Origin of the sequence: Paenibacillus sp. 3LSP (genome assembly GCF_032465655.1) — a bacterium.
Lineage (GTDB): Bacteria > Bacillota > Bacilli > Paenibacillales > Paenibacillaceae > Fontibacillus > Fontibacillus barengoltzii.
The window spans coordinates 1-9,866 of record NZ_JAWDJI010000264.1 but is presented as its reverse complement, the minus strand read 5'-3'; the positions used below and the strand labels follow the sequence as shown (position 1 = coordinate 9,866).

Below are 9,866 nucleotides of genomic sequence, written 5' to 3'. Positions count from 1 at the left end.
CGCCGCCGTTACTTGCGCTGCCGCCGTTACCAGCACTTCCGCCGTTACCTCCCCCTCCGCAAGCAGCCAGCATCGCACCGAACAGAACGGTCACCAGCATTACCATCATCCACTTTTTCATTTGTAAACCTCCCCTTTTCATTTCGAATAACATAGCAAATAAAGCGTTTTCAATAAGGATAGTATATTGGTATCATATCATTATGTCAATAAGGAAAAATATCGATGTTAGTTGGTATATAAAGATATGCCAAATGACCTTGTTTATCTTCTTTCAAAAAGTGCAAATGGACCTCCCCGACAGATGATGCTCAATCGGGAAGATCCTTGAGCGGAAGGGCATAAGCGGTAAGGATTGGATCGAGAAAGACCTCGATGAGGAGGGGCCAGGGGGCTCCGTGACCAGGAAGGTTCGGTTCATGGAAGACGACGGTCTTACCGCAGGTGAACGCATCGTATTGCATGAAGCAGCTCCAACTGCAAAAGTGCAGTTCATTCCCGCCCCTTTCCCCCGTTTTCCGCCAAATCACCCTACACTAACTGCACTTTTACACTCCAAGGCCGGTAAAAATAGAAAAATGCCGAAGCTGAACTGCACTTTTGCAGTTCGGCTTCGGCATATACGTCAGCAACGTGAGGCAGCCGTCCTCAGCTACTTATGCTCCTGTGCCGTCCTTGCGGGGCCGGTGGACTCTCCCGGGACGAGCACGGCGGGCAGCTTGATTTTGTTGGCTGCCGGGCGGTTCTCCATCAGGGCCAGCACGTTTTCCACAGCCAGCTTGCCCATATCTTCTTCGCTCTGCCGCATATGGGTGAAGGCGTAGCCCTCCCCAATGCGGAACTGCGGACTGTCGAAGCAGATGATCGACACGTCCTCAGGAATGCGCAGGCCGAGCCGGGTCACTGCGGCTTTCGCCAGCAGCGCGATGTTGTACTCGATGGCGAAGAAGGCCGTAATCGAAGGATGGGCCTCGAGATGGCGCATAATTTTTTGAATATCCCGTTCAATGTTGTCATCGTAAAAAGAGTCCGGCAACGTCGACGTCAAATCGCTGATCCAGAGCTCCCGCTCAACAGCGATCCCGCGGCCGGCATGCGCCTGCACGAACCCTTCGATCCGTTCCTCGACGGCCGACGTATCGATCGGCGGCGGGGATAACAGCGAAATGCGGGCGTGCCCGAGGTCAAACAGGTGCTCCGTCGCTTCCTGCGCCGCTTTCACATTGTCGGTAATAATAGAAGCTGCCGCTACGCCCTTCAGCTCCCGGTCGATCAGTACCAGCGGGAAGCGTTCGATCACCAGCTTGAGAATCTCCGCGTTGAAATACTCCCCCTGTGCCGGAAAGACGATCAATCCGTCGACGCCAAGCTGCAGCAGCTTGCGGATCGTTGCTTCCTCGTTCTCCTGAACTCCAAACGTCCGCTTCAGAACGAGAAAACAATCCTGCTCCCGCGCAGCATCCTCCATCCCATAGATCAACCGCGTGCCGTAGCTGCCGGCAAAATCCGTCAGTACCACGCCAATCAGCTTCCCGGCAGCCTCTCTGTCCGTTCTGTTCCCGCTATAGATTCCGTCCATTCGGCCTTGTACCTGTTCTTCCGCGCCTGCGCCCTCAGCTTCGGGGTCCGTCACGAACGAGCCGCGTCCCGGCTTCCGCACGATAATTCCCTCGGCAGCCAGCATTTCTAAAGCTCGCTTGCTCGTAATCCGGCTGACTTGATATTCCTCAGCCAGCTCCTTCTCCGATGGAATCCGGTCTCCCGGTTTATAGCTCTGATCCAGAATTTTCTGTTTGACATCATCAAAAATCTTCTCGTACATCGGCTTTGACGAGGTGGTTTCACTCATGACGTTCCTCCCACGTTCCCTCACACAAGGACATGATATATATTATAATATATCATGATATATAGCTAATGTCGAACTATGTTTGAAAAAGTTTGCCGCCGCCCCTCCGCCCAAGCTTCAGCTAAGAGCGAGCCAAGGCCTCCAAGCCCAGCGCGAGAGCGCCGCAAAGCCCAGCTCGATTCCCTAATCCCGGCGGGACAATATACTCATCCATCCCGTCCAAAATGGCTGGTGCGTTCACATATCCGGCCAGGTTCTTCTGAACTTCTTTGCGGATTAACGGGAACAGCTGCGATTGCTGCATGACGCCGCCGCCCATGATGATCTTCTGCGGCGAGAGCATGAGGATGGACCCGGTCACCGCCTGCGCTAAATAGTAGGCTTCGATCGCCCAGGCAGGATGGTCCGGTGTCAGCTCTTGCCCTTTGACCTTCCAGCGCGCTTCAAGACTAGGCCCCGCAGCCATACCTTCCAGACAGTCCCCATGATATGGACATAGACCGGGGAAATCGTCCTCCGGATGCCGCCGCGGCAGAACATGTCCGCCTTCCGGATGAATCAGTCCATGGACAAGCTTGCCTTCGGTCAGGACTCCAACACCGATCCCGGTCCCCACCGTATAATACACACAGCTGTCCAAGCCCTGAGCAGCCCCCCATTTCGCCTCGCCCAACGCGGCAGCGTTTACGTCCGTATCCCAACCATAGGGAACATCAAAAGCCGCTTTTAACTTGCCAAGCACATCATATCCGTTCCACCCCGGCTTCGGCGTTGTCGTGACATGCCCGTAAGTGGCGCTGTGTGGATTCAAATCCAGCGGACCAAACGAGCCGACGCCAATCGCTTCAACATGTTTATCGCGAAAATAAGCAATCACCCGTTCTAACGTTGGCTCCGGCAGCTCGTTTGGGAAGCTGACCTCGTCCTCGATGGCTCCGTGCTCATTTCCGACACCGCAAACAAACTTCGTTCCTCCGGCCTCAATCGCTCCGATACGCATCAAATCTCCTCCTTTGTTATGATCGGAATATGCTATAATCATAGAAATTCATTCACTAAACAGCTGTATTCTTGGAATCATTTTATCGGTGAAGGAGCATGATCATGTTACCTTTCCTTCAAAACAAATCCATGCACAGCTCTCCTGCAGCACCCAGGAAGTATCTGTGCCGTACAAATCGGAAAATCGGCTTATGTACCCTGACCGTTCTGCTGCTAATCACCTGCGTGAATGGGGCCGGCGCGAAGCCTACCGCTGCGGCATCCCAACCAACCAAGCCTACCGATTCATCGTCGGTTCCCTTCCAAACTGCGAACAACACCAAAAATGCGGAAGTCACCAAGAAGTATCAACTCCCGAAGGGGAAAGGCTTCGTGTACCTCGACGAAGTGATTCCAAATGCCGTATACGATCTCCGCTATTATACCGGCGATAACTTTATCGGGGAGCGAATCGACGGGTACAACGGCCCGTTTGCCATTCTAACCCTGCGGGCAGCCCGCGCTTTAAAAAAAGTCAACGACGACTTAGAAAGCCAGGGCTACCGTCTGAAAATCATCGATGCCTATCGGCCGCAGAAGGCAGTGAACCACTTCGCCCGTTGGTCCAAGGACCCGCAGGATACCAGGATGAAGGAACGTTTCTATCCCGACGTAGATAAGAAAAACCTATTTAAGCAAGGCTACTTGTCCTCCAAATCCGGCCATTCCCGCGGCAGCACCGTGGACCTGACCATGGTCTACAAAAAGACTGGCGAAGAGGTGGATATGGGCAGCCGGGTTGATTTTCTGGGCCCGATTTCCGCGCATGGCGCGAAAGGGTTAACCAAAGCCCAGCGCGCAGCCCGCTATATTCTCAAGACCGCCATGGTGAAGCAAGGCTTCCAGCCCTATTCGAAAGAATGGTGGCACTATACGCTAAAAGATGAACCTTACCCCTCGACCTATTTTGATTTTGACGTGGAATAGACCTTAAGGCGTTTGGTTAGCCTACCACTTCAACCGGTAAATCCCCTTGTTCTCCAAGCCCCGGATCAACGGGGTCCACGCTTCGGATTCCGGGGTCGTAGCCAGCGCGTCCTCTACCATCTGCAGCTTGGCATCCAGCGCATCGATATGGTGGAGGGCAACCGCCTCCGGCGTTTGCGGCTGAACCGGGCTGCCCCATTCTCCCAAGTTGTGGTGGGACAACACCAAATGCTGGAGGGCAAGTACCTTCGGCGAATCCAGCGCGATGCCCAGGCGAATGGCCGCTTCGGTCACCCACTGCGACGCCATCGAAATATGTCCCAGCAGCTTGCCCGGTGTACTATACTCGGACACGATCCCGAGTTCAGCTACCATCTCCTCCGGCTTGGCGATATCGTGCAAAATGATCCCCGCCTTCAGCAGATCCGGGTTCAAGAACGCGCGCTGCGCGCATAGGAAATCGCCGATTTCCAACATCCGTACCATATGGTAGGCCAAGCCGCCGAAATACGCGTGATGATGTGTTTTGGCCGCAGGATAATGGGCCAGCTTCTCCTCCACCTTGCCGACACAAAAGCGGACGATCGCCTGAATATCCGGATCGGCAAAATCGTGAATGACGGCCTGAATCGTATGAATCAGCGCTTCCGACGAAATTGGCGCAGAGCGGATAAAATCGGTAAGGCTCACCCCATCCTCCGGCTTGGCCAATCGCATCTGGACGATTTTCACCTGCAGCTTCTCCCGGTAAGTTTGCACGATTCCCCGTACCTTGACCAGCCCCATTGGGAAAAATGTCTCCTTGTCCGTTGACGAGGCATCCCATAATTTTGCCGGGATTTCCCCGGTCGAATCACACAACACGATATCTAAATAATCTTTGGGCGGATTCGCGTTCGTCTGCTTGATCTCCAGCTCCTTCAGCAAATAAAAGCCAATGAATTCATCCTGGTTTCGTAATTGATTAATTTGCGTCACCCATAATTCCTCCAAACCCATGATAGACCCATTATACTATGGGACAGCCAAAACCTCAGCGCATTTTCATGCTCGCCTGTCCGTCCATCTATAGATAAAAAAAGAACGCCTCCCCGTGAATCTCACGGAGCCAGCGTCCTTTTTCAATTCAACAAATTATCTTCCGGCGTTCTCCAGCGCGTCCTTGACGGCCTCAATCACTTGTGCCGATACGGCTTTTACGCCTTCGGTTTCACCAAACGCTGCCGGGCGATACCCGTATTTATGCAGGGAACCTGCGGCGGTTGGCGTCTCGATTTCTGCCTTGACGGCTTTCTCGTCAGCGGTTAATTGGTCTTCAGTCTTGATTTTGGCGTTCTCATCCAAATAGAAGACTTCCATTTTGAACGGAATGTTGTTTTGCACCGTCACCATCACGTATACGGATTTGTCCTTATTAATCCCGGCGAAAATCCCGTTGATATAAGCTGTTTTGTAAGTCTCGCTGATTTCCGCTTTCTTATAAGCATTTTCAACGGCTGCTTTCAGTGCGTTACTGCTGCTGGTAGCCCCAGTGACAGCATCCACTTGAGCTGCTTGCTCTCTCGTTCCGGCATACAACAGATCGCGGGTCAGGATCGGGATCGCTCTAACGACTTCAGCGTAAGCCGAAGCGCCGCGGTCCACCATGTTCACGCCTACACGATACAGCTTCAGGCCAACGATCACGCCATTGCGCAGCGTGACATCGGCACGGTTCGTTCCTTTGTCGTAAGCGTCACCGTAGGTCGTGTATGTTCCGTCTTTGTAGTTGCCTTGCGTTTTCGACGCGTTATTCAACAGGTCAGCGAACGCTGCTCTCGCCGCGAGGGACAAGTTTTCTTCCCCTACGATTGGCGTCATGTTCGCGCCTTTTTGCGTCAAGCCTTCGGTTAACTGAGCGACAACGGTTTGTTGCTCATCCGTCAGCTTATCGGAGGCGATCAATTTACCGTCTTCGCCAAACAGGAACACTTTTACGTTCGAAACTTGATCCGCCTTGATGTCCGCCAGAACCAGCATTCTCGACTGGTTATCCACACCGGCAAACGTTCCTTCAAAATATTTCGCTTTCCCCGGAACCTTCAACGCTTTCTCAAAAGCACGTTCTACTGCAAGGTTCCAGCTATGGCTGCTCTCGGTGGCGCCGGCAATCGCATCAACGTCATCCTTGTAGTTCTCGATGTACGAGCCGTTCGCGAGCAATTTTGCCGTCATCGGTGCATTCGCTTTGACTACTTCAGCATAGGCTGTGTCGCCGCGGTCGATCAGGTTGGAGCCCAATCTGTACAGCTTCACATCCACCAGCTTGCCGTTGCGGATGTAAATGTCCGCTCTCTCCACCCCTTTATCACGGGCAGAACCATAGGCGGAGTAGAAACCATCGATGTATTTCGAATCATTTTTGACTTTGGCATTTTGCTCCGCATCCCAATACGCTTTTACCGCGGCTTTGAAGTCAGCTTCCTGACCTTTTGCACCCACGGCACTGGTCCCTTTCGCCAGCAGTTCCGCTGCGATCGCTTTCACCAATTTCGCTTGTTCGCTGGTCATATTCGCTTCTTCGATGGCATTGCCGCTCGCGTCAAGCGGATACACTTTCACCGCTGTACGTTTCGTTGCGTCGAAGGTTACAAACACCATGTATTTGCCTTCCGGATCGACACCCATATGCTCGCCGGCAAAATAAGTGACATCCTTTGGCTTCTCCTTCAAGGCTCTTTGGAAGGCACGGTCAACGGACAGCTTCCAGCCCTCACTCGAACGGGTCGCTCCGGACACAATGTCCACTTTAGCAGCCTGCTCTTGCGTTTTGCCAAGCAGATCCGCTTTCATCGTTTCGTAAGCGTTCCAGAGACCGCTGTAGTTGTTGCGGACGTCTCGGTCGATCAGCTTAGGGCTGGTTCTGAGCAGCTCAACCGCAGCGATTTTTCCGTCCTTGATCGTGACTTTGGCCCCTTCGGTCCCTTTGGAATAAGCGTTGCCGTAGGCTACATATACGCCGTCAACATACTTACTTTCCGCAGGTTTGACAGACGGAGTTGTTGTTTTGGCCGGAGTTGTCTGTTTCGTTGTTGACTTTGCAGGAGTTGTTGTCGTTTTTGTAGTTGTTTTCGTGGTTGTTTTGGTTGTCGTCGACTTACTTGGCGTTGTCGATTTGCTTGGCGTTGTTGTCTTGCTTGGTGTTGTCGACTTACTTGGCGTTGTCGTCTTGCTTGGTGTCGTTGTCTTACTTGGTGTTGTGGTTTTGCTAGGTGTTGATTCTTTGGCAGGCGTTTCCGATTCCGATGCAGCAGACACCACGTCAATGCTGGTCAGCTTGAAACCGGAGGTACCAACCATAAGCGACAATGACGATAACACCAACGTCGCGCTTACTGTAAGGCTAATCAGCTTTTTCAAATGCAATCCTCTCCCTTGTGATTTTCACCGAGTTACGTAATGTTACATAACCTGCTCGCCTTTCATGGCATGTTCGTTTTGAATTTCAACTGTGCTTAGATCACATCACAATCAAAGTGCTACTCTAAGCAATCGCGCCCCTCCCTCTTGCACGATGTCTATCCTTTGAACCGGGCCGCCCATGAAATAATGTGAAGAAATTCACATAACCTGTGAAAAAAATTAGATGGAGCGGTTCCCATTAAATACTAGGTAATTTGACGCAAAAACGCTGTACACAAAATCACATAGCCTGAAAGATATGTCACTTTGTTTCGGCTAAACTGATAAAAATAGCCGCCGGGGGATTCCCGACGGCTGCCATACCGCAAGTGTTTGGAAGACGTTACTGCGTGTTGCCAATCGCCATCCACGTCATGATTCCGTAGTTGACGCTGGTGTCCTTCAGCTTGGATATCGTGATGGTTGCCGAGCCCGGCGTTTGCTCTTTCATCGAAGCATAGTACGCAGGGTGATTGGTCATCGCAACGACAACGTAATTCGATGAACCAAACGGCGATTCAAAGTTGATTGTCACCGCTGCCTCTTCCTCTTGAGGCTTCAACAGGAACGGAACCATGCCAAATTGCAGCTCCGCCGGCTGGCCTGCCAGCGACGTTACCGGAGCAAACCCAAGCTGCTTCACTCCAACGGAACCTGGCTGCAAGTGACGAGTCCCCACCACCTCATCCGCTAAGTTGGCGCTGTTGACCGCATTTGCCGCCAAATGGACGTTTTCAACGGACGCTGGCAGCAAATGTTCGGCTCCAACCGCGCCTGCAGCCAAAGCCCCGGCATCCACAGCCCCCGATTGCAGATGTTCACGACCGATGGAAGAGGGCTGGATGTCTTCACCGCTAATCCCTTCCTCAGGCAGCAAACCATGTTGCTGAATTTCGGTGGACAGATGCCATATATTGACGGATTCGAGCGCGATATGGTGGGCATTTACCGACGCATCGCTTAAATGCCGGGACTCCACGCTTTCCGCAGCCAGATTCACACTTTGCACGGCGTCCTCGGTCAGGTGATGGCTTTGGACGGACGCCTCCGCCAGTTGATCGCTCTGCACCGCACCTTTCTGCAGATGGCGTGCCCCGACAACGGCTTCGCCCAGATGGTGCTCCGACACAACCCCACCTGCTAAATGCTCGCCTTGCACTGCGCCATGAGCCAAGTGACGACTTTGAACCGTTCCTTCTGCCAAGTGTACGCTTTGCACCGCACCGGCTTGCAGATGATCGCTGCGCACCGCTTGCACGCCCAACGCACCAGGGCCAACCGCTCCGGGTTGCAAATGAGCGCTGGTAATCGACGACGGTTGCAGGTCCTTCCCGCCGATGCCTTCCGCAGGCAAGAGACCGTGCCGCTGCAGCTCCGTCGATAAATGCGAGATATTTACAGCTTCAGGAGCAAGATGCCTGCTGTCGACCACAGCTTCTCCAAGGTGTCGAGACTCCACGCTGCCTTCAGCCAAATGCCCGCCTTGCACTGCGCCTTCAGCAAGGTTCCGGCTTTGGATGGACCCATCTGCCAGATGATGGTTCAACACGGCACCTGCCTTCAGATGTCCGCTGCCCACCGACTGCTCGCCCAAGGCAATGGCATTCACCGCACCCGCTTGCAGATGTCGGCTCGTAATCGATGCGGCCTGTAAGTCCTCGCCGCTGATTCCCCCTGCCGGCAACAGCCCCTGTTGCTGCAGTTCGGCAGACAAGTGCCCGTAATTCACGGCTTCGGGAGCGATGTGGGAGCCTTCCACCACGGCTTCCCCAAGGTGTTGGGACTCCACGCAGCCTTCAGCCAAATGCTCGCTTTGCACCGCACCTGCAGTCAGATTCCGGCTTTGCACCGACGCCTCTGCCAGATGGCGATTCAACACGGCACTGCTCTGCAAGTGACCGCTGTTCACCGCCTGCTCACCGAGAGCTGTGGCATTCACCGCACCGGCTTGCAGATGACGGCTCGTAATTGCCCCGGCCTGCAAGTCATCCCCGTTAATCCCTTCGGACGGCAACAGACCTTGCAGCTGCAGCTCTGCGGATAAATGCTCGTAATTCACGGCTTCTAGGGCGAGATGAGCGCCTTCCACCACGGCCTCCCCAAGGTGCCGAGACTCCACGCTCCCCTCGGCCAAATGCTCGCCTTGCACCGCGCCTTCAGCCAAATGTTCACTTTGAACGGACGCCTCCGCCAGATGGCTGCTTTGCACCGCTCCCTCCTGAAGATGCGAGCTGCCAACCGCTTGCTCACCCAGCGCTTCGGAGCCCACCGCACCCGCCTGCAGATGCTGGCTGGTAATCGCTCCTGGCTGCAGTGCCTCCCCATCGATCCCGGCGACAGGCAGCAGCCCGCTTTGACGCAAGGCAGGGGTCATATGGGCAGCGCTGATCGATTCCGGAGCGATGTGGTAAGATCCAATCACCGAGATGCCGAGGTGGCGATCCGTTACACTGCCTTTGGCCAAATGCTCGCTTTGGATCGCCCCTTCGGCCAAATGCCGGCTGTGAACAGACGCTTCCGCCAGGTGACCGCTTTGCACCGCACCTTCCTGTAGGTGTGCGCTGCCAACCGCCTGCTCACCCAGCGCATCCGTATCCACCGCACCGGC

The 9,866-nt window shown here is 54.1% G+C and carries 6 protein-coding genes; 1 reads left to right on the top strand and 5 read right to left on the bottom strand.

The annotated features are described in order from the left end of the window. Window positions 1–652: 652 nt before the first annotated feature. On the bottom strand, window positions 653–1,849 hold the full coding sequence (locus RW092_RS23140; protein ID WP_016311227.1) for a GntR family transcriptional regulator: 1,197 nt from the start codon (window positions 1,847–1,849) through the stop codon (window positions 653–655). 121 nt (window positions 1,850–1,970) lie between these two features. Beyond that, a complete protein-coding gene (locus RW092_RS23135; protein WP_316011397.1) occupies window positions 1,971–2,849 on the bottom strand; it encodes an ROK family protein in 879 nt (292 codons plus the stop codon). Window positions 2,850–2,953: 104 nt separating this feature from the next. On the opposite strand from RW092_RS23135, the gene RW092_RS23130 reads away from it, so the two are divergent. Then, window positions 2,954–3,817 carry a M15 family metallopeptidase gene (locus RW092_RS23130; protein WP_316011396.1) on the top strand — a complete coding sequence of 288 codons (864 nt, stop codon included), beginning with the start codon at window positions 2,954–2,956 and terminating at the stop codon, window positions 3,815–3,817. A gap of 21 nt (window positions 3,818–3,838) precedes the next feature. Here RW092_RS23130 and RW092_RS23125 read toward each other — a convergent pair whose 3' ends face one another. The 3 genes from RW092_RS23125 to RW092_RS23115 all read right to left on the bottom strand — a co-directional run. Further along, on the bottom strand, window positions 3,839–4,795 hold the full coding sequence (locus tag RW092_RS23125; RefSeq protein ID WP_316011395.1) for a 3'-5' exoribonuclease YhaM family protein: 957 nt from the start codon (window positions 4,793–4,795) through the stop codon (window positions 3,839–3,841). A gap of 156 nt (window positions 4,796–4,951) precedes the next feature. Beyond that, window positions 4,952–7,216, bottom strand: coding sequence for an FMN-binding protein (locus RW092_RS23120; RefSeq protein WP_316011394.1), 2,265 nt, complete (start codon window positions 7,214–7,216; stop codon window positions 4,952–4,954). Between the two features lie 385 nt (window positions 7,217–7,601). Then, window positions 7,602–9,866 (bottom strand): WIAG-tail domain (locus RW092_RS23115; protein WP_316011393.1); only part of this gene is annotated, 2,265 nt, incomplete at its 5' end.

Coding starts and splice junctions, on each gene's coding strand:
- RW092_RS23140 (WP_016311227.1), bottom strand. CDS start 1,849: ATGAGTGAAACCACCTCGTCAAAGCCGATGTACGAGAAGATTTTTGAT.
- RW092_RS23130 (WP_316011396.1), top strand. CDS start 2,954: ATGTTACCTTTCCTTCAAAACAAATCCATGCACAGCTCTCCTGCAGCA.
- RW092_RS23135 (WP_316011397.1), bottom strand. CDS start 2,849: ATGCGTATCGGAGCGATTGAGGCCGGAGGAACGAAGTTTGTTTGCGGT.